17 protein-coding genes and 1 pseudogene are annotated in these 23,970 nt (G+C 62.5%); 7 read left to right on the forward strand and 11 right to left on the reverse strand.

Features of this window, described 5'->3' with window-relative positions:
- Positions 1-33: 33 nt before the first annotated feature.
- Both HW090_RS10205 and HW090_RS10210 read right to left on the reverse strand, forming a co-directional pair.
- On the reverse strand, positions 34-501 hold the full coding sequence (locus HW090_RS10205; protein ID WP_256930651.1) for a YbaN family protein: 468 nt from the start codon (positions 499-501) through the stop codon (positions 34-36).
- Positions 494-1,087: a biliverdin-producing heme oxygenase gene (locus tag HW090_RS10210; protein WP_179113428.1), complete on the reverse strand. Its 594-nt coding sequence runs from the start codon at positions 1,085-1,087 to the stop codon at positions 494-496. The genes HW090_RS10205 and HW090_RS10210 overlap by 8 nt, the downstream gene beginning before the upstream one ends.
- 512 nt (positions 1,088-1,599) lie before the next feature.
- Between HW090_RS10210 and HW090_RS10215 the strand changes: the two genes are divergently transcribed.
- The 3 genes from HW090_RS10215 (at position 1,600) to HW090_RS10225 (ending at position 5,905) form a co-directional block, all read left to right on the forward strand.
- A complete protein-coding gene (locus HW090_RS10215) occupies positions 1,600-2,133 on the forward strand; it encodes an RNA polymerase sigma factor (protein ID WP_256930652.1) in 534 nt (177 codons plus the stop codon).
- Complete coding sequence (locus HW090_RS10220) at positions 2,130-3,119, forward strand: FecR family protein (RefSeq protein ID WP_179113429.1); 990 nt, start codon at positions 2,130-2,132, stop codon at positions 3,117-3,119. Before HW090_RS10215 ends, HW090_RS10220 begins: the two co-directional genes overlap by 4 nt.
- A 185-nt stretch (positions 3,120-3,304) precedes the next feature.
- Complete coding sequence (locus HW090_RS10225) at positions 3,305-5,905, forward strand: TonB-dependent receptor (RefSeq protein ID WP_179113430.1); 2,601 nt, start codon at positions 3,305-3,307, stop codon at positions 5,903-5,905.
- A 66-nt stretch (positions 5,906-5,971) separates the two neighbouring features.
- Here the strand turns inward: HW090_RS10225 and HW090_RS10230 are convergent, their stop codons facing one another.
- From HW090_RS10230 to HW090_RS10240, 3 genes are all read right to left on the reverse strand, one after another.
- Positions 5,972-8,701 (reverse strand): TonB-dependent receptor, encoded by a 2,730-nt coding sequence (locus HW090_RS10230; RefSeq protein WP_256930653.1) that lies wholly within the window; start codon positions 8,699-8,701, stop codon positions 5,972-5,974.
- A 97-nt stretch (positions 8,702-8,798) separates the two neighbouring features.
- On the reverse strand, positions 8,799-9,752 hold the full coding sequence (locus HW090_RS10235) for a FecR family protein (RefSeq protein WP_179113431.1): 954 nt from the start codon (positions 9,750-9,752) through the stop codon (positions 8,799-8,801).
- A gap of 8 nt (positions 9,753-9,760) precedes the next feature.
- Positions 9,761-10,267 (reverse strand): RNA polymerase sigma factor, encoded by a 507-nt coding sequence (locus HW090_RS10240; protein WP_256930654.1) that lies wholly within the window; start codon positions 10,265-10,267, stop codon positions 9,761-9,763.
- Between the two features lie 323 nt (positions 10,268-10,590).
- On the opposite strand from HW090_RS10240, the gene ahpF reads away from it, so the two are divergent.
- Positions 10,591-12,156, forward strand: coding sequence for an alkyl hydroperoxide reductase subunit F (gene ahpF, locus HW090_RS10245; RefSeq protein WP_179113433.1), 1,566 nt, complete (start codon positions 10,591-10,593; stop codon positions 12,154-12,156).
- A gap of 75 nt (positions 12,157-12,231) precedes the next feature.
- On the opposite strand, the gene HW090_RS10250 is transcribed toward ahpF, so the two are convergent.
- Genes HW090_RS10250 through glyQ form a run of 5 tightly spaced genes read right to left on the reverse strand, consistent with a single transcriptional unit; the run spans position 12,232 to position 17,947 of the window.
- The gene (locus HW090_RS10250) at positions 12,232-13,608 is read right to left on the reverse strand and encodes a diguanylate cyclase (RefSeq protein WP_179113434.1); all 1,377 of its coding nucleotides are present in this window, start codon (positions 13,606-13,608) and stop codon (positions 12,232-12,234) included.
- Between the two features lie 44 nt (positions 13,609-13,652).
- On the reverse strand, positions 13,653-14,405 hold the full coding sequence (locus HW090_RS10255) for a 1-acyl-sn-glycerol-3-phosphate acyltransferase (protein WP_179113435.1): 753 nt from the start codon (positions 14,403-14,405) through the stop codon (positions 13,653-13,655).
- Complete coding sequence (gmhB, locus tag HW090_RS10260; RefSeq protein ID WP_179113436.1) at positions 14,405-14,944, reverse strand: D-glycero-beta-D-manno-heptose 1,7-bisphosphate 7-phosphatase; 540 nt, start codon at positions 14,942-14,944, stop codon at positions 14,405-14,407. Before gmhB ends, HW090_RS10255 begins: the two co-directional genes overlap by 1 nt.
- 4 nt (positions 14,945-14,948) lie before the next feature.
- Positions 14,949-17,003 carry a glycine--tRNA ligase subunit beta gene (gene glyS / locus HW090_RS10265; RefSeq protein WP_179113437.1) on the reverse strand — a complete coding sequence of 685 codons (2,055 nt, stop codon included), beginning with the start codon at positions 17,001-17,003 and terminating at the stop codon, positions 14,949-14,951.
- Positions 17,000-17,947 (reverse strand): glycine--tRNA ligase subunit alpha, encoded by a 948-nt coding sequence (gene glyQ / locus HW090_RS10270; RefSeq protein ID WP_179113438.1) that lies wholly within the window; start codon positions 17,945-17,947, stop codon positions 17,000-17,002. The genes glyS and glyQ overlap by 4 nt, the downstream gene beginning before the upstream one ends.
- A gap of 296 nt (positions 17,948-18,243) precedes the next feature.
- Between glyQ and HW090_RS10275 the strand changes: the two genes are divergently transcribed.
- Entirely contained in the window at positions 18,244-20,148 is a 1,905-nt protein-coding gene (locus HW090_RS10275; protein ID WP_179113439.1) for a methyl-accepting chemotaxis protein, read from the forward strand.
- Positions 20,149-20,253: 105 nt separating this feature from the next.
- Here the strand turns inward: HW090_RS10275 and HW090_RS10280 are convergent, their stop codons facing one another.
- Positions 20,254-21,516 (reverse strand): 3-phosphoshikimate 1-carboxyvinyltransferase, encoded by a 1,263-nt coding sequence (locus HW090_RS10280; protein ID WP_179113440.1) that lies wholly within the window; start codon positions 21,514-21,516, stop codon positions 20,254-20,256.
- Between the two features lie 93 nt (positions 21,517-21,609).
- Between HW090_RS10280 and HW090_RS10285 the strand changes: the two are divergent.
- Positions 21,610-21,797, forward strand: a pseudogene (locus tag HW090_RS10285) (monooxygenase); the annotation flags it as partial.
- A gap of 482 nt (positions 21,798-22,279) precedes the next feature.
- Positions 22,280-23,899 (forward strand): methyl-accepting chemotaxis protein, encoded by a 1,620-nt coding sequence (locus tag HW090_RS10290; RefSeq protein ID WP_256930655.1) that lies wholly within the window; start codon positions 22,280-22,282, stop codon positions 23,897-23,899.
- Positions 23,900-23,970: the final 71 nt, after the last annotated feature.

Here is a 23,970-nt window from a genome sequence, read left to right on the forward strand (position 1 = left end):
GCATTTCCATAAGGGAATGCCCCATTCGTCTTTTCAGGGACGGGATTTCGAGGGAAGTGGTGTTTCGCCGAGAGACGCCTGGGGCTCGTCAGAGCGCTTCGATGACGTCCTGTGTTCTGGGCGTGACCAGATCCAGGCAGCGCCACAGGCCATGCCGAGTGCCGCAAACAGGATGGAAGGACGGTGGTCGACGGTCAGCAGCATGATCAGCAGAGCGATGAGCATGCTCAGTGCAGAGGCCAGTTTGGTCTTGCGAGTGATGATGCCGCCATCGCGCCAGTTGACCAGCAGAGGGCCAAACAACCGATGATTCTCCAGCCAGGCACTGAGGCGTGGCGAGCTGCGCGAGGCAGCCCAGGCCGCCAGCAGCACGAATTCGGTGGTGGGCAACCCTGGAAGAACCACGCCCAGCATGGCCAGACCGATGCTCAGGTAAGCGACGATCAACCATAGCCAGCGCAGTCGTCCAGGGTGTGGCCGGGTGGGCGGCGTATCAGGCAAAGCAGCGTTCCAGGTGAACGGTGAAGCGCTCGAATGCAGCGCTTGCCGCAGCTTCGGCCAAACGCTCCTGTTCGGTGCTCAGCACGATGTCATCCAGCGCGGCGACGAAGGTTTTCCAGCCTTGAGCCCGCCCTCCTTCTGGCTCGCCGAGGTGGCGCGCACCGAAGCTTTCGCTCAGGCCCAGTGCCGGCATGCGCTTGAGCAGGAACGCCGCACCGAGCTTGGAACCTTCGGAAACGAACAACCAGGCCAGTGCTTCGCTGACGTCCATTTTGCGTGTGCGAATGCTTTCGTCGCCCTCTGGTACCGGGTGCCCGAGATCGGCCAGGTCCAGGCGCGTCTGTTCGACACGGCAGCGCTTTTCCAGTCCCGGGACAAGGGCCGCGAGGTCTTTGTCGGCGTAGAGCTTTTCCAGGTCGTACTGGAACAGGTACTGGGCCGCGACGAAACGAGCGAAACGCTCGGTGCTGGCGAAGGGATCGTGGTTCTTGACCTGGTTGTCGAGGCGGCTGTGCGGCTCGTGGGTCAGCGCATTGAGGCGTTGCGATCGAAGCGTGTGAGACGGTGAAGGTTGCTGGGCAGTCATGCAGGTGTTCTCGTATCAGTCGGTGGCGATGGGTCCATCTCCAATAGAAGACGAATCAGCCAACCGGATTGAGTAAAAAAACTTGTTCGCACCGGCACGGCAAGAAACTGCCGCGATGCCGGTGTTAGCCTCGTCATTGATGACAAGCCGGTGTTGTTCAGAAGCGGTACTCGATAGCAGCCTGTGCCGTTCTGCCCCGCCCAAGGGTGTAGAAAAGGCTGTCGGCGATATTTGCCAGAGTGGTACTCAAGGTTCTGACTGAAATCTAGCTGGTGGCCATGTTGTAGAAGAACTCCAGACCGTAACGGGCATAGTCAGGACTGTGTGGAAGTTGCCATGGCGAGAGTATTACTTTTATTTAATGTTCGCGTGTTACCCCTGAGCGGCCAGTATCGATGCGGGTTGGTAGCGACTTCGCTAGTTCCCTGAGTATTTCTTTAACAAGGATGACTATCGTTTGTATTGATGAGGATTTAGCATCGCGCCTCCATCCCTGCCCTGGAGCCTGACGGGTGCCGACTCAGTTGCCCCTGGAACGTATCTACCTGAAGCACCGCCAACTGCTGCTGCAGACCTTGCAGCGGCTGGTGGGTAATCGGGCAATCGCCGAGGAGTTGGCCCAGGAGGCTTATATCCGTGTCCTGCAGGCCATGCGTGAGCGGCGTGTGGAGTTCGTGGAGTCGTTCCTGTACCAGACGGCCCGCAACCTGGCGCTGGACCACCTGCGCAGTGTCCGGCGCAAGTCCCGTGTACTGGTCGATGATGTCAGCGAGGTCAGCCTGAAGGAAGTGCCGGCAAATGATCCCGAGCTGTCCGACGTCCTGGCCAGGCGACAATTGATCGCTAAGCTGCAGAAGGCATTGGAGCAACTGACGGAGCGGCAGCGGGAGATATTCATCCTCAGCCGTGCACAGGGCTGGCGCTACCAGGAGATTGCCGACCACCTTGGCGTGTCCCCGAGTACCGTGCAGAAGGAATTGAAGCTGGCCAGTGCTATCTGTGTGGCGATCCTGGCCCGTGAGAAAACGACAAGGAGCACCCGATGAGTGCTTCGGACAGACATGACCAACCGATGAACGACAGCGCTATTCCCGAACCTATCCTGCAGGCCGCCATCGCCTGGACGATTCGCCTGGACGATCCCACCATCGATGACGCCGAACTGGCGTGTTTCAGCCAGTGGCTCGAGCAATCCGATGCCCATGCGCAAGCCTTCCATCTGGCCAGTGATACCTGGCAAGGCGGAGAAGTCGCCGAGGTTGCACACCTACTGCTGGCTGCCGGAGGTATCAGCCATCTGCCACGACGGCCCCGGGCTCGTCCGCATTGGCGCAAGGGGATGATGGGGCTGGCTGCAAGCCTCTTGCTGGTTATCGGTGGGCTATGGCAGAGCGACCTGCCCCTGCGCTGGCAATCCGACACCTGGGCGGGGGTCGGCAAGCGGGAGGAGGTGCGCCTGGCAGACGGTACCAAGGTCCTTCTCAATACCCAGAGCGGCCTCGCTGCGCACTTGTCCCCGTCGGTACGCGATGCACGCCTGACGAAGGGAGAGGCTTTCTTCGATGTGGCCCGGGATGCCGGGCGTCCATTCGTGTTGAGGGTTGGAAAGGAGAGAGTGCGGGTGCTGGGTACGGCGTTCAATGTCCGCTACCGCGAGGGCCGGCTGCAGGTCAGTGTGCGTGAAGGTCATGTGGAGGTGGAAAATGCCGCCGGCCATTTCGAGCATTTACTGGCAGGGCAAGCACTTTCCATCGGCCCTGACGGCGCCTTGCGGCGCCTGCCCACGTCAGCATCCGATTTTGCCTGGGTCGATGGACGCCTGTCCTTCGAGAATCAGCCGCTGAGAGAGGTCCTGGACGAGCTTGGCTACTACTACTCGGGATTGATCGTTCCGCTCGATGACGATGTGCTGGACCTGCCGGTCAGCGGCAACTACCGGATGGATGATCCACAGCGGGTGCTTGCGTCCCTGGCCGAGATTCTCGGTATTCGTCTGCGCAACCTGGGGCCCTGGGTGATATTGCTGGGCTGATTAAAGTTTTACGCGCTTTTTTGCGGGCGTCGTCTTGTTCTCCGAAGAAAACAATTCTCATTGCCGTCAGGTGGTGAGCCAGGGCCTTGCCCATTGGAGGAAAGATGTCTGCCCATTTCACTATCCAGTCAAGATCATTCCCTTTCAGGCCGTGCCTGCTGGCCCTGGCGTTGAGTTGCTCGGCTATGGCCAGCGCTTACGCGGCAGAGCCGGCTGCACAGTACAGCTTCGCCATCGCCGCACAGCCATTGACCCAGGCCCTGAATGCCTTCGTCCATGTCACAGGGCAGGAGCTGGCCTACCCGGCCGCCCTGGCCAACGATCGGGTTTCTTCGGCTGTCGAGGGAGACATGCCGGCCTGGCAGGCACTGCAAACCCTGCTGCAAGGTACCGGCCTGGTCTTCCGGCAGGACAATGCCCGGCAGGTGATCACCCTGGAGCCGGCGTCGGTCGAGAGTTCAAGCGCGTTGCAGTTGGATGCCACGACTGTGCACGGTATTGGTAACGGACTGGAGGCTGGCCAATGGGTCTATGGCCAGCCCCGTTCGGTCAGCGAGATCGACCGCAAGCAACTGGACGACCGCCCCGCTCGCCATGCGGCGGACATGCTGGAGCAGACTGCCGGTGTCTACTCCTCGGTCAGCCAGCAGGACCCGGCGCTGTCGGTGAACATTCGTGGTATCCAGGACTATGGCCGGGTCAACATGAACATCGATGGCATGCGCCAGAACTTCCAGAAGAGCGGCCATGGCCAGCGCAACGGGCAGATGTATATCGATCCCGAGCTGATATCGAGCGTGGTCATCGACAAAGGCCCTTCGAGCGCGATGGGCGGTGCTGGAGCCATTGGCGGCATTGCCACGTTCGGTACCCTGACGGCTGACGAGTTTCTGGAGCCGGGCAAGGAAATCGGCGGCAAGCTGAAGTTGGGCGGTGGCGACAACGGTACTCACTTCATCGGCAGTGGCGCCTTCGCGGTTGGCAACGAGATCGGAGATATCCTGCTGGCGGCGAGTGAACGCCATATGGGGGACTACTGGCCTGGTAACCTGGGCAATATCGGCGACATTCGCACGGCGGTAGGCACGCCGGAGAACACGGCACAGGCCCAGAAGAACCTCAAGAACAGCCAGGTCACCGATTCCGGCTATACCATGCGCTCCCACCTCCTGAAGGCGGGCATCAACCTGCCACAACAGCAGCGAGTACAGTTCAGCTACCTGTCGACTTCGACCAAGTCGCCCAACCCGAGCATGATCACGCAGGTTGGCGACATTACCGAACTGGGCTGGAAAAGCTCCGGATTCAGTGACACCGACTCCAGCAGCCTGGCCCTGGACTACAGCCTGTCGCCCGAGGATTCCGCCTGGCTGGACCTGAAGGCCAAGCTGTATTACGTCGACACCGACGATGACTCCGACACTTACCGTACCAGCGCTTCGGTGGATAACAGCTACCAGACGCAAACCCGGGTCCGCACCTACGGTTTCCAACTGCAGAACCACAGCTACCTGCAACTGACTCCGCAGCGGCAACTGGATGTCGACTACGGGCTGGAGTTCTTCTACGACAAGGCGACCAGCGACTCCAGCCGCACCCAGGTGGTGAATGTCACGCCGGGCGGCAATCGCAGCATGGCCAGCCTCTTCTCCCGCTTGAGCTATGAACACGATGGCTGGCTGACGCTGGAGGGTGGCCTGCGTTATGACCGCTACCGCTTGCGGGGCGATACCGGGATGGAAATCGTCACCTTCCCGTATACCCAGGAAAACCCTTGCGTCGCCCGGCGGTTGACCGGCTGTCCGACCGTCAGGGCCTGGACACCCTGGGACGTGGACGCCAAGGAGGGGCGCTTCTCGCCGACCTTCGCGCTTGCAGTCAAGCCGGGCGTCGAGTGGCTGCAACTGTTCACCAGCTATGGCAAGTCCTGGCGTCCACCGGCATTGACCGAGACCCTGACCACCGGTAGCGCTCACTCCAGTTCCACGCAGTACCCGAATCCCTGGCTGGACAGCGAGCATTCACGCAGTTGGGAAACGGGGGTGAACGTTCAGTTCGATGGGTTGCTGACCAATAACGATCGCCTTGGAGCCAAGCTGGCGTGGTTCGATACCCGCGTGGACAACTACATCAATCTGGAGATCGATCGGGTAAAACCCGGTGTGTTCACTGCCAGTTCCGGCAATGCCGCCTATGTCAACAACCTGCTGGCCATGCGCTTTCGAGGCCTGGAGTTCCAGCTTGATTATGACGCCGAGCGCATCTATGGCGCGTTGAGTTACACCCGCATGGTTGGCAGCAACAGCTCTTGCAGCATGCCGGCCTGGATGGGGGGTGTCATCGTGCGGGAGAGTGAGCCAAACGCCAGTGGCACCAACAACTACTACGCTGGCAACTCGGAGTGGAATGGTTTTGTTCGTTGTGATTACAACACCCTGTTCGGTTCCGCCGCCTATCTGCCAGGGGATCGTGGTTCGCTGACCCTCGGTAGTCGCTGGTTCGATCAGCGCTTGGATGCGGGGCTTATCGTGCGCTACAACCGTGGGCATCAGGACGACTCCACGGTCAACAGTTCAGGTGGGAACGGGGATTTCTATGTGGCTGACTGGCCCGAATACACGCTGGTCGACCTGTATGCCTCCTACCGCCTGAGCAGCCAGTTGAAACTCAGTGCCTCGGTGGAGAACGTGGGTAACCGGGCCTATATCGTCAACTACGGTGATTCCGTTTCCTACACCCTGGGCCGTGGTCGTACGGTCCAGGGCGCGCTGGAGTATCGCTTCTAGAGGGCTGGCGAGCGGGAGAGCGGCTGTCGGAGTCCGCCCTCTTGCACCATTGGTGAAGGCCTGTGATCAGAATCGATATTCGAGCATCCCGGTCAGGGTGCGGCCACGGGCCAGGGACAGGTTGTTGGCATCGCCCATGGCCACGAAGTAGGCCTGGTCGGTGACGTTTTCCATGGAAAGGGCCAGGTTCAGGCTGGAGGTCATCCAGTAGCTGGCATAGAGGTCGTAGACCTCGTATTGCGGCCACAAGGCCTGGTCGATCTGGGAATAGGTCTGGTTGTCGAGGTTGGCGCCATTGCCTTCGCTGTAGCGTAGACGTGCCCCGACATCCAGGGTGTTGTCGAAGAAGCGCATGCCCAGGGTCAGCGAGCCACGGTCCGCCGGCATGTAGCTGGCACTGCCCATGATCTGTCCGCACTGGACGAAGTTGTTCAGCACGTCGTTGGGCACATTGTTGTAGACCGGTACCGGGCGAGGGCGCCCAGGGACGATCGCCGTACCGACCTGAACGCGTTGGTCTGCACCACCCATGTAGAACTGATTGGAGCAGAACTCGTTACTGCCGATCATATGGGTGTAGCTGAGGTTGCCATAGAATCGCCCGGCATCGTAATCAAGGCTGTATTCGACGCCGCGAAAGCGTGTTTCTTCCAGGTTGTTCTGGTAGGCGCTGCGCCCCATCGAGGTGTTTGCCGCAGTCAGGCCCGGTACGTCGACGTTGATGTCCATGTAAGAGAAGTCATCGATGCGCGTATCGAAGTAGGCGACCTTGGCGCCGAAGCGGTCGCCATTCACCAACAGCGATTCCTTGAAGATGTTGAAGCCTGCCTCCCAGTTATGCGAACGCTCCGGCTTGAGGAACGGGTTGGGGTAGACCGACTCGGCACCGCCGCCGCCGTGGGGGCGTCCGGACATGAAGGCCTCGGTCACCGCTGGTGGCCGCCAGCCTTCGCCCCAGCGGGTATAGAGCTGCAACCAATCCAGCCCCGGCTTGATGGCGATGCCTAGCGTCGGCGAGAAACGGCCCTCCTGTTGATCCACATCGTAGACCAGTGCCGTTGGGGCATAAGGCGTACCACTGACATATTGCGTGCGCGGCGCCATCCATACGGTCAGTCCGGTCATGCCTTTCAAGCGGTAGCGGTCATAGCGCAGGCCTGCATCCAGGGTCAGCCAGTCGTCGTACTCGTACTGCAAATTACCGAACAGGCTGGCCATGGTGCGCTCGCCTTTTGGCGTTGCTCCGACGATATAGGGCAAAACCGTCTCGTAGGTCGCAGCCGTGCGATTGGTTTTCGGGCGGAAGGTATCCTGGTAGATCTCGCTGCCGTAGTTGGCAGTCAGTTGGCCGTTCTCGCTCAGTTGGAAACGCGAGGTGTTGTCCAGTTGCACGCCCCACGTGTCGGTCTGGTAGCGATCGTCGTAGTCGGGATACCAGTTGCCGCTGCCTATCGACGCAGTACTGCCGGCATTCCAGCGATCCTCACGGGTGGTTACGAAGTACAGCTTGGCCTTGAGGTCAATCAGGTCGTCGTCCGGCGTGTAGCTGTAGTCCAGGGCGACATTGCGGGCCTTGATATCGCTGGCTTGGGAGCGTTGATAGTAGAAGCTCTGATAGTCACTGGCATGCCAGGTCCAGGCGTTCTTGCTGTCAGTATCAATCTCCATGTAGCTGAGCTGCAGGCGTTGATCCTCTGGCAGATTGAGACCGACTTTCAACAGGCGGGAGCGGGTAACGCTCCCCATTTCTCCCACCTCGGACTCCAGCCAGTTGTCCCAGGCCTGTGGAAAAAATGCACGCAGGCGGATGTTGGTGCCCAGGTTGTCCCTGTCACGCGTTCCCGCCCGGTAATCGCCGAAATGCCGCTCGCTGACGCCGAACAGCAGGTCGCCGATCTCGTTGCCGAAGGCGAATACCGCGCTGCCGTTGAAATAAGTGCCGTTGCCCAGCTCGCCGATACCGTGCCCGGCCCGGAGATGCCCGCCGAATTCCTTGCCGTCTTCGAGGAAGTCGCTGGCCTGGAGCGTATTGAAACTGGCGATGCCGCCAAGCACACCGGCCCCGCCCATGCCTGCCTGGGTGCCTTTTTCGATTTCGATGTTACGGATGAACTCGGGGTCGATGAACATCACGCCGTTACGCTGCTGATGGCCATTGACGCTGAAGTTCTGGCGCATGCCATCGATGTTCATGTTGACCCGGCCGTAATCCTGTATGCCCCGGATATTCACCGAAAGGCCTGGGTCGCGCTGGTTGACGGCGGTGTATACACCAGAGGTTTCCTCAAGCATGTCGGCGGCATGGCGGGGCGGTTTGCGATTGATCTGTTCGCGGTCGATGACATTCACCGAGCGTGGTGCCTGGTAGACCCAATCACCACTGGCTTGCTGGCCATCGACGCTGATGCTGCCGAGATCGATGGCGCCCTGCCCTGCACTGGCGGGCTCCAGCAGAACGCTGCCCTCTTGCACGTGTCGATAATCGAGGTCGGTTCCCTGTAGCAGCTGCCGCAAGGCTTGCTCGGCCGTCATCTGGCCTTGCAGGGGCGAGGATTGCTTGTCGCGGACCAGTACGGCGGGCATGCCGATTTCCCAGCCGGTGACCTCGATGAACCGGTTCAACGCGCTGGTCAATGGCTGGGCCGGGATATCGAATCGGTGCAGCCGGGATGGCGCATTGCTGGTCTGCAACGCGTCCGCTTGCACCGGGGCGGTGGCGATGAGCGGGGTCAACCCGAGCATGATCGCCATTGCCAGGGGATGCTTGAGAGGGCCGCGTTCGAATGGCAGATTCATGTCGTCTCCTGTCGCGACTTTTAATGAGAATGAGTCGTAAGCCAGGGACGAAACGAACGATCCCACGGGATCGCGTAAAAAATCTTTGGAAAACTTTCTAGCGGTGCATCCAGAACCCGCCAGGGAAGCGCGAAAGCCTTGCCTGGGTCAGTTCGGCCAGGCTGTGCAACGTGTTTTCCGGTTGATCCAGGCGATAGTTGCCACTGATCAGTTCGCCAGCCAACTGCGCATCGGCCATGAGAATCAGGCCGGGGTAGTGGCGGCGCAGTTCGGCGACCACATCACCGAGGGGGCTTTCCTCGAATACCAGGCGGCCACGTGTCCAGGCCAGCGCCAGGTCGGTGTCGACCTTGTGTGTCACGCCCAGCCCCCCCGTGTCGATGTCGACTTGTTCCCCTGCCCCGAGCCGGCGGCTGTGGCCCAGTTCATCGCTGACTTCGACGATGCCGCTACGTACGCTGACACGGGCTTTTCCATCCAGATGGCGCACGCCGAAGGCCGTGCCCACCACACGCACCTGCGCTTCTCCCGCATCGATCAGAAAAGGCCGGGGCTGCCCCCCAGCCACTTCGAAATAGGCCTCGCCCTTCAGCAGGCGGGTTTTACGCGAGGCATCGTCGAAGGCCGTGGCGAACGCACTGCCACTTCCCAGTAGCACCCGCGAGCCATCTTCCAGCTGCAACTGCTGCTGCTCGCCCCGTCCAGTCACCCAGTCCGCTTGCAGGCGCGTTGGCAGGTCACCCAGCAACCCTGCGCAGACCGCCAGTGCCAGGCTCGCGGCGACGGCCCAGTGCCTCCAGCGGCGTTTTTGCCGCACAGGGTGGGTGCTGATGGCAGGCAGGCGCTGCCGGGTCAGTTCGGCGGCGGCGCCCACCAGTTGCGAGCCCCAGGCGCGCTCGGCCAGAGCGAAGGCTTGCGTGTGCTCGGCGGACTCATCCAGCCAGCGGCGAAAGGCGTCATGGTCGAATGCCTCGCCGCTTTCCAGGCGAATCATCCAGTCCAGTGCCTGCTCCATGGGGGTTTCTGGCGAGGGAAGGTTTTCTTCGGGCATGTTCACGGTCAATGTCGTTCGAGTTTGGCGTAGGTCGTCACACAGAGCGCCATGGCCAGCTTCAGGTCTTTCTGCACGGTGCTCAGGGACACTGCCAGATGGTCGGCTATTTCAGCATAGCTCCAGCCATACAGGCGATTGAGCATGAACGCCTCTTGCTGGCGTGGGCTGAGACCGGCCAGGGCCTTGTCCAACTGGGCCAGCAGTTGCTGGTTCTCCAGGATGTCCTGGGGCGAGGCGCTCTCGGCCGGAACCTGTTCCAGCAGTTCTTCCGTCACATCGTCCCGTATGAGGCGGGCCTGACGTTGGCGGCTGCGCAAATGGTCCAGCGCCAGGTTACGGGCCGTCTGGAAGATGAACGGTGCCATGTGCTCGAGAGGGCGCTCCGCAACCACTGCCGCCACGCGCAGGTAGGTTTCCTGCAGCAGGTCTTCCGCCGTGCTGCGGTTGCCGACCATGCGCTGCAAGGTGCGCAGCAGAACGCCGCGTTGTGCCATGAAGAGTTCTTCGAACATCGATCTGCCAGGGAGCGAGGGCATTTTCGGAAATGATAATGCGTTTCACTGAATAGGGTCGATGCGTTCAGAGTGGCTTTGCACCCCTGAAACGGGATGGAATCCTCGAGGGGCCATGCGGGCCGCGACTTCGGAGATAGATTATTTTTCCTTAAGGTTTACAGCCGGTGGCCTGGCTCAGGGCTGGGTATGATGGAAATCGTTCATAGGCAAAAGCAATCATCTCGAATGGTTTAAGCAATTTAGAGAATGGACCGGTTTGACGTAAGGTGGCCCTCATTGATTTCCACCCTTCCGAATGTGTACGAGAGGACCGAGCCGCCATGTTGGATGCCAATCTCAAGACCCAGTTGAAAGCCTACCTGGAACGCGTCACCCAGCCGTTCGAAATCGTCGCCTCCCTGGAGGATGGCGAGAAATCCCAGGAAATGCTGGCGCTGTTGCAGGATATCGTCAGCCTGACCGACAAGATCACGCTGAAGACCGACGGCAGCGACGAGCGCCGCCCCTCCTTCGCCCTGAACCGTCCCAATGGCGATATCAGCCTGCGCTTCGCCGGCATCCCCATGGGTCACGAGTTCACCTCGCTGGTGCTGGCGCTGCTGCAGGTCGGCGGCCATCCGCCGAAGCTGGAGGCCGATGTGATCGAGCAGATCAAGGGGCTGCAGGGCGAGTTCAACTTCGAGACCTACTTCTCGCTGTCCTGCCAGAACTGCCCGGACGTGGTCCAGGCGCTGAACCTGATGGCCGTGCTGAACCCGAACATCCGCCACGTCGCCATCGACGGTGCGCTGTTCCAGGATGAAGTCGAGCGTCGCCAGATCATGTCGGTGCCGAGCATCTACCTGAACGGCGAGCTGTTCGGCCAGGGCCGCATGGGCGAGGCGGAAATCCTCGCCAAGCTGGATACCGGCGCCGCTGCCCGCGATGCCGAGAAGATCGGTGCGAAGGAGGCCTTCGACGTGCTGGTGGTCGGTGGTGGGCCTGCCGGCGCCGCAGCGGCTATCTATGCTGCGCGCAAGGGTATCCGCACCGGTGTCGCCGCCGAGCGCTTCGGCGGCCAGGTGCTGGACACCATGGCCATCGAGAACTTCATTTCCGTGCAGGAAACCGAAGGACCGAAACTGGCGCGCGCCCTGGAAGAGCATGTGCGGGCCTATGACGTGGACATCATGAACCTGCAACGCGCCGCCGCGCTGATCCCTGCCAGTGGTGACAACGGGCTGCACGAAGTGAAACTGGAGAATGGTGCCTCGCTCAAGGCGAAGACGCTGATCCTCGCCACCGGCGCCCGCTGGAGGGAGATGAACGTACCGGGTGAGCAGGAATACCGTGGACGTGGTGTGGCCTACTGCCCGCACTGCGACGGCCCGCTGTTCAAGGGCAAGCGTGTGGCGGTGATTGGCGGTGGCAACTCGGGTGTCGAGGCGGCCATCGACCTGGCCGGTATCGTGGCCCACGTCACGCTGCTGGAGTATGGCGACAGCCTGAAGGCCGATGCAGTGCTGCAACGCAAGCTGCACAGCCTGCCCAACGTCACGGTGCTGAAACAGGCGCAGACCACCGAGGTCAAGGGCGATGGCCAGAAGGTCAACGGCCTGATCTACAAGGACCGCACTTCCGAGGCGCTGCACGAGCTGGAACTGGAAGGCATCTTCGTGCAGATCGGCCTGCTGCCCAACAGCGAATGGCTCAAGGGCACGCTGGAGCTGTCGCGCTTCGGCGAGATCGTGGTCGATGCCAAGGGCCAGACCAGCATCCCGGGCGTGTTCGCGGCAGGCGACGTGACCACCGTGCCCTACAAGCAGATCGTCATCGCCGTCGGTGAAGGCGCCAAGGCCTCCCTGAGTGCCTTCGACCACCTGATCCGGACTTCCGCGCCGGACTGACCGAGCGGAATGTAAAAGGGGCCTCATCATGAGGCCCCTTTTCGTTGGGACGGATTATCGGTGGTGTGCCTTCGACTACCGATAAAGTACGCAGCGGTTGCGTCCGGTTTCCTTGGCTTCGTACAGCGCCTTGTCGGCCTGTTGCAGCAGTTTTTCGTAGTCCGGGTGGCCGTTGTGAACGGCCATGCCGATGCTGATGGTGACTTTCAGGTCGCCGCCCTGGGGCAGTTTGAAGCGCTCCTGGGCCACGCTCTCGCGCAGTTTCTCGGCGGCGATGATGGCCTTGTCCGGATTGATGTCCACCAGCACCACGAGAAACTCTTCCCCGCCCAGGCGGAACGCATAGTCGCCGCCACGGGTGTTGCCGGCCAGCAGGGTGGCGACCTGCTGCAGCACGGCATCGCCGGCGTCATGGCCATGGCGGTCGTTGATCGACTTGAAGTGATCGACATCGATGGCCAGCACGCCGAAGGTATTGCCGGACTGGCGGCTGTAGAGGATTTCCTTGCTCATCACCACCGGCAGGAACTTGCGGTTGAGCAGGCGCGTGAGCACGTCCCTGCCCGCCTCCAGGTCATTGGCCTGTTCGAACAGACTGTCGAGCAGGAACTTGATGGCGCGGGTCTGCTGGCGGATTTCCCGCAGTACGCTCAGGCCATGGTCGCCACCTGCTTGCGGGGTGTCGGGGATACTCCGCAGAGCCTTGTCGACCTGTTCGATGTAGTCGAGGATGCTGTCGCTTTCCGGCGAACTCTGGAAGGCGTGGGATGCCTTGTGGCGAAACCACAGGCCGAACTCCGAGCCGGCCAGCTTGGGCAGGCTGTCGCCGCCGTTGCCCATGGCCAGGTCGAACATCAACTGGTTTTCCCAGTCGAGCAGGGCTCCGCGCTGGCGTTCCTTTTCCGTACCGATGTTCTGCGACACGGAGAACAGCCGATAGGCTTCTTCCGCGCGGGAGTTGCGGTCATGGGACTGGGAAAAGGCGAAGCAGATGATCTCGATGGCCAGGTCGATGATATCGCTGCCCAGGCAGATCGCCTCGCGGTAGAGCGCATCGCTCAGGCCGCGCAGGGTCAGCAGATGGCGCAGGCGCCCCTTGAGGACCCGCGAGCCGCGCAGCACCAGGCTGACTGGCAGCTCGATGCGCGCATGCACTTCGCCGATCTTGCGTTGCAGGTCGATGACCGTGCGCAGGTCGTTGATCTGTGCGAGCGGGGTGAATACCGTCACCACCCATTGCTGCATGGACTTGCTCAGACGCGTCTTGACCTGATCATGGGAGAGGAAGCTGGCCGAGTGCGTGTCGCCGAGCATGTAGGCATAGAAATGCTTGGCCAGGTCGGCGCTCTGCTCCGCTGCCGTTTCCTGCAGGACCAGGGCTGCCTCGGGCGAGAAACGCTCGACCAGGCTCGTCCATTCCTGGGCGAGGTCCTCGTTGGTTATCTGTTGCATGTCGACATCACCACTGGTCGGTGCCCACGAATCCGCGGACTCGTTCAACTGCCCGAAGTGGCCTGGCTTTCCAGCCTGGAGACTTCGGCATTGACCCAATCCTCGGCACGCTGATTGAGTTCGGCGATGGCGCGGGAACCACCCTCTTCTTTTGCATACATCGCAGGGCCGATGACGACCTTTATGGTGCCGGGGCGCTTGCTCCAGCCGGTGCGCGGCCAGAATACACCGGCATTGTGCGCCACCGGCAGTACCGGCAGTCCGGCGTTGGCGGCGATCGCCGCGCCGCTGCGGGAGAACCGCGCCGGCTGGCCGACCGGGGTCCGCGTGCCTTCCGGGAAGATCAGTACCCAGGTGCCCTGGCGCAGGCGCTCGTCACCCTGCTTGGCCACCTGGCGCAGCGCCGCCTTGGGGTTCGAGCGATCGATGGCGATCGGCCGGAGCAGCATGATCGCCCAGCCGAAGAAGGGGATGAACAGCAGCTCGCGCTTGAGCACCTGGGTCAGCGGCTCGAAGTAGCCCGAGAGAAAGAAGGTCTCCCAGGTGCTCTGGTGCTTGGCGAGGATGACGCAGGGGCGCTCGGGGATGTTCTCCTGGCCGCTGACCTCGTAGCGCAGGCCGACCAGGCTGCTGGCCAGCCAGACGGCATTGCGGCACCAGGCGCGCACCACGAAGCGGTAGCGCGTACGGAAGGACATGAAGGGCGCGCAGACCAGGCTGATCAGGCACCAGACCAGCGCCGACAGCGACAGCAGGACGTAGAACAGCACAACGCGTGCAGGGTACAGAACGTTCATCAAGGGGTTCCGAGTAGATGATCGGCGACCGCCGACAGGTCGGGGAAAACCTGTGTGCCCGTGGGCAGTGGGTTTTTCAGGGTCTTCTCGCCCTTTCCGGTCCTGACCAGATAGGGAATGCAACCCAGTGAAACACCGGCTTGCAGGTCGCGCAGGCTATCGCCGACCACCGGTACGCCAGCCAGGTCGGCCAGGTGGAAGTGTCCGGCGATGGTGCGGAACAGGCCAGGCAGCGGCTTGCGGCAATCGCAGTGGTCTTCCGGACCGTGGGGGCAATGGACGACCAGCTCGATATGCCCGCCCTGCTCCGCCGTGAGGCTTTGCATCTTGCGGTGCATGGCGTCCAGCGCATCGGCATCGAACATGCCGCGTGCCAGGCCGGACTGGTTGGTCGCCACGGCAACCGTCCAGCCCGCCTGGTACAAGCGTGCGATGGCGTGCAGCGAACCCGGGATCGGAATCCACTCATCCACCGATTTGACGTAGGCGTCGGAGTCTTCATTGATGACTCCGTCGCGGTCGAGGACTATCAGTTTCAATGACTTAGCCAAGCACGGAGATATCGGCAACGCCCAGGAACAGGTCGCGCAGGCGGGCCAGCAACGCATAGCGGTTGGCGCGCACCGAGGCATCCTCGGCGTTCACCAGCACCGCTTCGAAGAAGGCATCCACCGGGCCACGCAGGTGCGCCAGGCGCTCCAGCGCTTCCTTGTACTGGCGAGCCGCCGCCAGCGGTTGCACGGCCTGTTCGGCCTGCTGGATCGCCGAGTACAGCGAGAACTCGGTGGCGTTGTCGAAGTAGCGCGGCTCGACCGTTTCCGGCAGGGCCTCCTGGGCCTTGCTCAGCAGGTTCGAGACACGCTTGTTGGCGGCGGCCAGGGCCTCGGCTTCCGGCAGCGAGCGGAAAGCCTGCACGGCCTGCACGCGCTGGTCGAAGTCCAGCGCCGAGGCGGGCTGCACGGCGCGCACCGACAGGTAGGAGGCGACTTCCACGCCTTCGTCCTCGTAGCGGGCGCGCAGGCGGTCGAAGATGAATTCCAGCACCTGTGCGGCAACGCCCTTGGCGCTGACCTTGCCGGCGTACTGTGCCAGGGCGAAGTCCACCGCCTTGACCAGGTCCAGGTCCTGCTGCTTCTCGATCAGGATGCGCAGGATGCCCAGCGCGGCGCGGCGCAGTGCGTAGGGGTCCTTGCTACCGGTGGGCAGCATGCCGATGCCGAAGATGCCGACCAGGGTGTCGAGCTTGTCGGCGATCGCCAGGATCGCGCCGGTCTGCGTCGAGGGCAGTTCGGCACCGGCGCCACGGGGCATGTACTGCTCGTTCAGGGCCAGGGCCAGTTCTTCCGGCTCGCCGCCTTCGAGGGCGTAGTAGTAGCCGGCGATGCCTTGCATCTCCGGGAATTCGCCGACCATCTCGGTGGCCAGGTCGCATTTGCTCAGCAGGCCGGCGCGGGCAGCGTACTGCACGTTGCCGCCGAGGCTTTCGGCAATGAAGGCCGCGAGGCGGGAAACGCGCACGGCCTTGTCGTAGACGCTGCCGAGCTGGGCCTGGAAGACCACGTTCTGCAAGCGCTCGTTGAAGCTTTCCAGGGTCTGCTTCTTGTCCTGCTTGAAGAAGAATTCGGCGTCGGTCAGGCGTGGGCGCACCACCTTCTCGTTACCGGCGACGATCTGCTGCGGGTCGAGACTCTCGATATTGGCCACGGTGATGAAGCGCGGCAGCAGCTTGCCGGCGTCGTCCAGCAGGCAGAAGTACTTCTGGTTGTCCTGCATGGTGGCGATCAGCGCTTCCTGCGGCACGTCGAGGAAACGTTCCTCGAACGAGCAGACCAGCGGCACCGGCCATTCCACCAGGGCGGTGACTTCGTCGAGCAGCGCCGGCGGTACGATGGCCCGGCCGTTCTGCTCGCCCGCCAGTTGCTCGACGCGGCGCGCGATCAGTTCGCGGCGCTCGGCGAAGTCGGCGATGACGCGGGCGCCACGCAGGTCTTCCAGGTAGCTGGACGGCTGGCTGATACGCACCGGCGCCGGGCTGTGGAAGCGGTGTCCGCGGGACTCGCGACCGGCGCGCTGGGCGAGGATCTCGCAGTCGATCACCTCGTCGCCGAACAGCATTACCAGCCACTGCGTCGGGCGTACGAATTCTTCCTTGCGCGCGGCCCAGCGCATGCGCTTGGGAATCGGCAGGTCGCCCAGCGACGCGCTGACGATCTGCGGCAGCAGTTCGCTGGCCGGCTGGCCGGGGATGGTGCGGTTGAACTTGAGCTTGGCGCCGCTGCGGTCGATTTCCGCCAGGTCCACGCCGCATTTGCGGGCGAAGCCGAGGGCGGCCTGGGTCGGCTCGCCGTCTGCATCGAAGGCGGCCTGCACTGGCGGGCCATCGAGGCTGACGCTACGGTCGGGCTGCTCGCTGGCGAGGTTGCCGACGAACACCGCCAGGCGGCGCGGCGCGGCGTAGACGCGGGTCTGGCCGTGGCTCAGGCCGGCATCCTTGAGGCCTTTCTCGATACCGGCGAGGAAGGCTTCGGCCAGTTTCGGCAGGGCCTTGGGTGGCAGTTCCTCGGTGCCCAGTTCGACCAGAAAATCCAGTGCACTCATTGTGCTGCCTCCAGTTTGGCCAGTACTTCGTCACGCAGGTCGGCGGGCGCCATCGGGAAGCCCAGGCGGGCACGGGCGTTCAGGTAGCTCTGCGCGATGGCGCGGGCCAGGCTGCGCACGCGCAGGATGTAGCGCTGGCGTTCGGTCACCGAGATGGCGCGGCGGGCGTCGAGCAGGTTGAAGGTATGGGAAGCCTTGACCACCATTTCGTAGGCGGGCAGCGGCAGTTCGAGTTCGATCAGCCGGTTGGCTTCGCCCTCGTAGAAATCGAACAGTTCGAACAGTTTCGGCACATTGGCGTGTTCGAAGTTGTAGGTGGACTGTTCCACCTCGTTCTGGTGGAACACGTCGCCGTAGGTCACGGTGCCGAACGGGCCGTCCGCCCAGACCAGGTCGTAGACCGAGTCGACGCCCTGCAGGTACATGGCCAGGCGCTCCAGGCCATAGGTGATCTCGCCGGTGACCGGGTAGCACTCGACGCCGCCGACCTGCTGGAAGTAGGTGAACTGCGTCACTTCCATGCCATTCAGCCAGACTTCCCAGCCCAGGCCCCAGGCACCCAGGGTCGGCGACTCCCAGTTGTCCTCGACGAAGCGCACGTCATGCACGGTGGTGTCCACGCCGATGCGGCGCAGCGACTCCAGGTAGAGGTCCTGGATGTTCTCGGGGTTGGGCTTGAGCACCACCTGGAACTGGTAATAGTGCTGCAGGCGGTTGGGATTCTCGCCGTAGCGGCCGTCCGCCGGGCGGCGCGAGGGCTGGACGTAGGCGGCGTTCCAGGTCTCGGGACCGATGGCGCGCAGGAAGGTGGCGGTGTGGAAGGTGCCGGCACCCATTTCCATGTCATAGGGCTGCAGGACTACGCACCCTTGTTCGGCCCAGTAGCTTTGCAGGGCGAGGATCAGATCCTGGAAGGTGCGCACGGCAGGCGTAGTCTGGCTCACGAAAAATTCACCTGTGGGGGCTGCGACGGAAAGCCGGGGAGTATACCCGATGCAACGGCAAACCCGCATGCGCGGTAGCTTTGCCCTGGGTGTCGTGAAGGTCGCATGGCGTCTGCGGGGTGTATGGACGGGGGTGGGCCGGGAGCCGCCTTATCCCATGCGCGGGCAAGGGAATTGTTATTTTGCGTCAACACAAGTGACATTAAACGTCAATTGAATCTTAGAATCCCTCTAGATCGCCTGTTTCAGGCCGATAATCCAAAACCTCCCCTGCCCCATGAACCAGGAAGCCCTCCATGTTTAGATTGTTCGATGACCTGAGCGCGGGAACCAAGCTCGCGGTCGGCTTTGGCCTTGTACTGCTGCTGACCACGGGAATCTCCCTCGTGGGGACGTTCTCCACTGGCGCACTGATCGAGCGTGGGGACAAGTTGCAGTCCATCCAGGAACTGAATGAACTGAGCAAGGACCTGCTGATCGCCCGCCTGAACTACACCCAGGTACCGAACCAGGATAACCAAATAGCCGTAGAGCGGTTGCTGGACCTCATGCAGCAAAAAGAGGACACGCTGTCCTCGCACCTGAGCGATCCGCGAGAGTTGAAGCAGCTCAGAGATTTCGAACAGCTCGTCCGGGCCTATCGGAAATCCTTCGAGCAACTGGCGGTAACTCGCCATCACCGTGACCAGGTGCACCAGAGCTTCCTCAAGAATGCCGCCGATGCGACCCAGGCCACCCAGCGCATAGAGGAAAGCATCGGCAAGCAGGCGGACGTCGATGCGCGGGCACAACAGCTGCTGGCCGTTTCACGCTTTACCGGCGCTTACCTGCAGGCTCGCCTGCAAACCCTCAATTACATCCTCCGCGAAGACGCGAGCCTGCTGGCGCCATCCAAAGCCGCCGCTGAAAAGGCCGGCGCTGCCGCTGCCGCGCTGAATATTTCCGATACGTCTGGGCAGCAGGCGCTGACCACGGCCATCAACAACTACATCGCGGACTTTGCCCGCTTCCAGGCCGACACCGAAGCCTTGCAGAAGGAGCGTCAGGCTCTGCTCGGGCATGTCGAGCAGATCCTGCGGATATCGCGCAACCTGCAGGAAAGCCAACTGGAAAAACGCGACAGCGAGGCTTCCTCATCCTATGTGCTGCTGATCGCCAGTTCGTTGGTCGCCCTGATCATCGGGGTACTGGCCGCCGTGATCATCACCCGGCGTATCACCCAGCCACTGCAGCAGACCCTGGTGGCGGTCGGGCATATCGCCTCGGGCGACCTGACACGTGACTTGCTGACCACGCGCAAGGACGAAATCGGTCGCCTGCAACAAGGCGTACAGGGCATGACCCTGAGCCTGCGCGAGCTGATCGGGCACATCAGCGACAGCACCACGCAGATCGCCAGTGCCGCCGAGCAACTGTCGGCAGTGACCGAGCAGACCAGCGCCGGGGTCAACAGCCAGAAGGTCGAGACCGATCAGGTGGCCACTGCCATGAACGAGATGGCGGCCACCGTGCACGAAGTCGCGCGCAATGCCGAGGATGCCTCGAACATCGCCCGTCAGGCCGACCTGGATGCCCAGCAGGGCGAGCGCGTGGTGCGCAAGGCGGTCACACAGATGAACCACCTGGCCGAAGAAGTGGAGCAGTCCGCCAGCACCGTGCTGCAACTCAAGCAGGAAAGCGACAAGATCGGCGGAGTACTCGACGTGATCAAGACCGTTGCCGAGCAGACCAACCTGCTGGCGCTGAACGCCGCCATCGAAGCGGCCCGCGCCGGCGAGGCCGGTCGCGGGTTCGCCGTGGTCGCCGACGAAGTGCGGGGCCTGGCCCAACGCACGCAGAAGTCCACCGAGGAAATCGAAGGCCTGATCGGCAGCCTGCAAAACGGTACTCAGCAGTCCGCGGCACTGATGGAAAAGAACCGTGAACTGACCCACGAAACCGCCGAGCTGGCGCGCGAAGCCGGGCGGGCACTGGAGAGCATCACGCAGTCGGTGTCGAGCATCCAGTCGATGAACCAGCAGATCGCCACGGCTGCCGAAGAGCAGAGCGCGGTGGCCGAGGAGATCAATCGCAGCGTGATCAACGTGCGCGACATTTCCGAGCAGAGCGCCGCCGCCAGCGAAGAAACCGCAGCTTCCAGTGTCGAACTGGCACGACTTGGCAACGAACTGCAACAAGTCATCAGCCGCTTCCGCATCTGACCCTCAAGCACCGCCACGGCTGCAAGCAAGCGCTTCGCAGCCGTGGCGGTCACCGTCTGGCCTCAGGCCAGGGGGCAGGCTACTCCCCGCCCATGGCACCGCGGCTCAGCGATAGCGTACGCCCAGCTCCGCCAGGGCTTGCCAGTAGCCCGGATAGGTCTTGCTCACGCAGGCCGGGTCGAGGATTTCCAGCCCGTCGATCTTCAACGCCGCCAGCGCGAAGCTCATGGCGATGCGGTGGTCGGCATAGGTCGCGATACGCGCCGGCAGGTGCTGCCCGGCCAGGCCTGGATCGGAAGCCACCAGCAGGTCGTCGCCCTCCTCCACACCCAGGCCTGTGCGAATGCGCGACAGTTCGGTGGCCAGCGCCGCGACCCGGTCGCACTCCTTGACCCGCAGGTTGGCGATGCCTGTGAAACGCACCGGAGTGCGGTTGAAGGCGGCCAGCACCGCCAGGGTCGGGATGGCGTCCTGCATCTGTGCGCCGTCGATCACCGCCGGCATGTCCGGGAAACTGTCGATCACCGCCTTGGCCCGCGCGTCGGGCTGGGTGAAGTCGGCGGCTGGCATGCCCAGGTCGATGGCGCCGCCGGTCAGTGCCTCGGCGGCCCACAGGTAGGTGGCGGCGGAGGCATCCGGCTCGATGGCGAAATCCCGCGCCCGGTAGCCGGTGGGCTGCACGCGCCAGGTGGCGTCGTCTACTTGCTCCACTTCGGCGCCGAAGGCACGCATCGCCGCCAGGGTCAGGTCGATATAGCCACGCGCGCCGATCTCACTGCCCAGCAGTGCCACCTCGCACGGCCCTTCGGCACAGGCCGCGACCATCAGCAGCGCCGAGACATACTGGCTGGACAGGCCACCATCGATCTCCATCCGGCCACCCTTGAGGCGACCCTGGCCCGTGATGGTCACGGGCGGGCAACCGTTACTGGCGGCAATATCCAGCCCGAGGGCGCGCAGGGCCTGCACCAGCGGCTCGATGGGGCGCTTGCGCATGTGTTCGTCGCCATCGACCACCACCCGGCCCTCGTTGTTGGCCAGGGCCGCCGTGAGAAAGCGCATCGCGGTCCCGGCATTGCCGAGGAACAGCGGCGCGTCCGGTGTTTGCAGGCGACCCTGGCTGTGCACGACGAAGGTGCTGTCGTCCGGCTCTTCCACCACCACGCCCATGGCCCGCAGCGCCTCGGCCATCCAGTGGGTATCGGCGCTCTTGAGGGCGCCGCTGAGGCGACTGCTGCCCTTGGCCAGCGCCGCCAGCAACAGGGCGCGGTTGGTGATCGACTTGGAGCCGGGCAGGGTCAGCCGACCGCGCAAGGGTTGCTCGACGGGAATGGGGGTCAGGGAAGGACGCTTGAGGAAATCGGTCATGGCACGGCCCGCTGGCTCGACGAAAATGCCGGCGATTATAGCGGCAAGCCGGGGCGTTGGTGATTGGTAACACAGGCGGCTCGCGGGGTGTGGGCTGGTTTCGGCGCGGTGCGTGTCTCGGCCGAATATGGTGGCTGGAGAAACTGGTACGCCTGCTGATCGAGTTGGCCAGCGCCGACTCCAACCTGACCCAGGCTCTGCGCAGGGACTTCGCCTTCGTCGAGGACCGCCTGAATGCTGCGCCCAGCACGGGGCGCGGCATCTGGTTCGCGCGCTTCGTTGCCGACGCACTCCGTGCGCCCATTCGGCCTGGCGGCTCTGGCGCTCGCCGTTGTTCGGGTTGACGGCGAAGTCGCCGTTGCGGAAGTCGTTGCTCCAGTAGAAGTTGCGCTTGAGGATATTCAGGTGGCTGTCGGCGCTGAAGGGCTCTATTCGAGAACTATGCCAACTTATTTTTCCTTATTAATCATATAGATAGCTTGTAATTGAGGCGGCTGCCAACGCGTCTGATAACACAAAGTGCTGGTTTGCTGTTCACTACTGGTCAATTACGACATATGCCCTGCCGCAACCTGAGTCCGATGAGCTTGGTATATGGCCGTCTCCACGTTGCCCAATGCCTTTGCCTGGCGTGCAACCGCTCTACGTCGATTGTTTGAGCCAAATCAGAAAATTCATTAATTTCAATTTATTTCAGAAATACGGCATTTTTCTGGCGTTAGAATAATGGCACACCGTCATCATTCACTCTGGAGAATGGCCCTTGAGAAATATCACCATCGGGAAACGTGCTGGCCTCGCGTTCGCCCTCCTTGCTTTGCTGACCCTCGGACTTGGCGTTTTCTCGCTGAATCGCATGGGCTATATGGATCAATCGTCCGATGCGATACGGGAAGAACTGCTACCCGGGCTGATGGCGTTGAGCAAAGTGGAACACAGCCTGTCCCGGGTTCGGGCCCTGACCTTGCGCAGTGCCTTGTTGAGCGACATCGGCGCGCGCCAGCAGCTTCTGCGGGTCATCGATGGCCTGGTGCAGAACCTGCCGCAGCAACTCGCGGAATATCAACAAACGATCGTGTTCGACGAAGACCGACAGCTCTTCGAGCGTTTCCAGGGTGAACTCACACGCTACCTTGGTCTGCAGCAGCAGATCGTCGGTGCGGTGGGGCGAGACGACATGCCCAAAGCCCTCGAGCTGATCAATGGGCCACTGGCTGAGTATGCCGATGGCCTTGCGGTCGCGATTGCCGCATTGAACCGTTTCAATGCGACCCAGGCGACACAGGCAGCCCAGGCCAGCAGCGATGCGTTCGACGATGCCTTCGCGATGGTGATCGGAACGCTCGTGCTGATCCTGGCTCTGATCGGCCTCATCGCTGTACTCCTGACCCGTAGCATCACCCGCCCGCTGGCCGACGCCGTGCAGGTGGCCGAGCGCATCGCCGATGGCGACCTGACCCGTGAAATAGCCGTGCAGGGCCAAGACGAGCCGGCACGTCTGCTGCACGCGATGCAGACCATGCAGAACAGCCTGCGTGATGCCTTGCACCATATCGTCGACTCGACCTCCCAACTGGCTTCCGCTTCCGAAGAACTGCATGCGGTGACCGAGGATTCCAGCCGTGGCCTGCACCAGCAGAACGACGAGCTGGAACAGGCTGCTACCGCAGTCAACGAAATGACCACCGCCGTAGAGGAAGTCGCGCAGAACGCCGTCAATACCTCGGAAGCCTCCAGGGAAACGGACCGTGATACCCAGGCCGGCCGTCAGCAGGTTTCACAGACAGTGGAGTCCATTCGTCAATTGGCCGATGACGTGGCCGGTACGGCCGGTGAAGTGGAGCAACTGGCGAACAATGTGCACGACATCAGTCAGGTGCTCGATGTGATCCGCTCCATCGCCGATCAGACCAACCTGCTGGCCCTCAACGCTGCCATCGAAGCCGCGCGTGCCGGCGAAGCGGGGCGCGGATTCGCCGTGGTGGCGGATGAGGTCCGCGCACTGGCCCACAGGACCCAGCAATCGACCCAAGAGATCGAACAGATGATCGGCACCATCCAGGGCGGCGCAGAACGCAGCATGCAGGCCATGCAGAACAGCACCACCAGGGCTCGCCAGACGCTGGACATGGCCCGGTTGGCGGGGGAAGCGCTGGAGCGCATCGGGGCGGCGATCACCACCATCAACGAACGTAACCTGGTGATTGCCAGCGCCTCCGAAGAGCAGGCACAGGTGGCGCGGGAAGTGGATCGCAACCTGGTGAACATTCGCGATCTGTCACAGCAGACGGCTGCCGGTGCCAACCAGACCAGCGCGGCCAGCCAGGAGCTGTCGAGCCTGGCGGTGGCGTTGAGTGCGCTGGTCTCGCGCTTCAAGCTCTGAAGACCGATAACGGCTTGAAAACCTCAGGTCATGGCCTGCTTGAACGCGGCCTTTGCGAGGCGTTGAGAGGC

Origin of the sequence: Pseudomonas sp. ABC1 (assembly GCF_013395055.1) — a bacterium.
Classification (GTDB): Bacteria; Pseudomonadota; Gammaproteobacteria; order Pseudomonadales; family Pseudomonadaceae; genus Stutzerimonas.